Raw genomic sequence first — 2,384 nt, forward strand, 5'->3', positions numbered from 1 at the left:
GGCCCGGCTCAAACAGACAAAGGTGTTGTCCGGTGGCAGCGCCGATTTCAACGAATTTTACCTGAGCTTCATAGCGGAAATAGGGGCTCAGGGCAAAAGGACCGTAACCATGGCGGCTAACCAGCGGGCTTTGACGGATCAGATAAATGCCCAGAGGCAATCGGTCATGGGCGTCAACATCGATGAAGAGATGATGGACATAATAAAATTTCAACAGGCATTCAACGCAATGGCACGTTATATTACGACGATTGACGAAATGCTCGATACGATAATCAACCGCATGGGAACGGTTGGAAGGTAGTATTTTTCTTTCGGGAGGTATGCGAGATGAACCGCGTGACCAATTCGATGATGAACCAGATCTTTTTGGCTGACATGCACGGCAATTTGGAGCGCATGTTGAAGCTGCAAAGGCAGATGTCGACGGGCAAGCTTCATCAGCACCCTTCCGATGACCCTCTGGCAGTCGGCAGGGAATTGTCCCTGTCGACGACAATATTTGAGAACGAGCAATACCTGAAAAACCTGGATGACGGCATAATGTGGCTTTCCAATACCGACGCTGCTTTAAACCAGATCACCGACGTGATACAGCGCATCAGGGAGCTGGCCATTTACGTGGGAAACGGAACCTTCGAAGAGGCCGAATATGCGGCCATCGCCGAGGAGTTGTATCAGCTTCAGGAGGAGCTCATGAACACCGCCAATTTCTCGGTGGAGGGAAGATATTTGTTTTCCGGCCTGAACGCCACACAAAGGCCCTTCGTGCGCGACGCGAATGGCAAAATCGTATACATGGGAAATCAATTGCACGTCGAATATGAAGTGGAAAGGGGAGTTACGGGGCAGGTTTCCTTTCACGGCCGCGAAGTGTTCCCGATTCGCTACCAGCAATACACATTGGCAAGTTACGAAGTCCCCTTGTCCTTCTCATGGACAGGCAGGAGCGAAATACTTCAGATCCGGGTCGGAGACAGGACGGCCAAAGTGTTGATCCCCGAAAAGTGGTCTGACGACGACAAAGACGGAATAGAGGAAGCTTCCGACGGAAATAACTTTCGAGACCCGGGGGAACTTGTCGGATACAGCTTAGACGAACTGGCCTCCCTCATAAACGAAAGTCTGGCCATGGGAGACGTGGGAAAGCTCGTTTCCCTATCCGTTGAAAAGGACTACAATCGCGATGTTCAAAAACTCGTCATAAAGGGCCACACCGGCGAACCGCTTTCAATTACATCGTGGCCCGCAGCCGACTTTGAGCCCCTTCCGAGCGACGAAACGGTAGGCAAGCCTTTAGATCACAGCCACATAGGTTTAGCCTCCTATTTGGGCATCGAAACTTCCTTGAAAAGCATCGAGTTTTCTCTTTCGGACACGATCGATCCTGCAAGCAATCCGATTTATTGGAGGCTTGAAAGCGGCGACAATTTCGCCGAAATCCGTATAGACAGCGGCCCCGATCTTACCCTTCAAGACCTGGCAGACAGGCTGAACAGCGCCGCAGGAAATTGGCTGCAGGCTGTTGTCCAAACGGACGAGGAAGAAATATCAGCAGGCGCGGATCACGAAGCGCCGACTCAAAAGCTCGTTCTTCGCACCCTGGACGGCTCGGCCTTAAACATCTACGACCTAAATCCCGCGACAAGCGCTTTGGCTGCCGACTTTGGCCTGCAGACGGCATTGGTCATGGATGACACAAATGCCATATTTCCCCTGGAGGACGGGCTTGATCCAAACATGCCCGCCTTAGTCAATGTCGAAGTGGGAGGACAAAGCTACACCGTTAAACTTTACCGCGACCAAGTTGGCAGCCTTTCCGGCAGCACCTGGAATGTGGATGCCCTAAAGGTGGCTAAGGCCGTACAATCTCAGGTTGGTTCCGATCTGGTAGGCTACCGCGAGCTTGAGGACGGCCGTGTGGCCCTTTATTCAAAGACGGGCCAGTCGTTGAGGATTACAGATCTTCCCCTCGGCGATCCTGATTTTTCTGATTATACGGCAGGAATTGCAGCAAACTTGGGCATACATTCAGGTATTACGGGAAGCGAAGTTACAGCAGGTTCTGCACCCTTAGACGGCGTCATTCGTATCCGCTCGGGAGGACATGCGGTGGACGTTGCCGTTTCATCGGGCGACACGGCTGAAGATATAGCCAAAAAGATCAAGGGGCTGGCCGGTTCGTGGCTTGACGTCAGCCTCTACGATGCCGATTTAAGCGGTTCGGCGGGAAGTCAGCGCCTTTCGTTGGCCTCCAAGGACGGCTCGCCCTTGTCCGTTTACGACGTCCAGGGCAATATTGCAAGCAGTTTCCTGCAGATCGATACGGCCTTGCGGAGCACTTCCGACGTGTCGGGATGGACGGGAAGCGGGGCTTTAAGCAT

2 protein-coding genes are annotated in these 2,384 nt (G+C 52.7%); both read left to right on the top strand.

Annotated elements, in window-relative coordinates; all coding sequences use genetic code 11:
* The coding region (locus Q7P41_RS04905) for a flagellar basal body rod C-terminal domain-containing protein (RefSeq protein WP_303882612.1) at positions 1-304 on the top strand (304 nt) is incomplete at its 5' end.
* Positions 305-330: 26 nt separating this feature from the next.
* Positions 331-2,384: flagellar hook-associated protein FlgL (gene flgL / locus Q7P41_RS04910; RefSeq protein ID WP_303882616.1), on the top strand; the 2,054-nt coding region annotated here is incomplete at its 3' end.

It is taken from the genome of Acetomicrobium mobile (assembly GCF_937920065.1).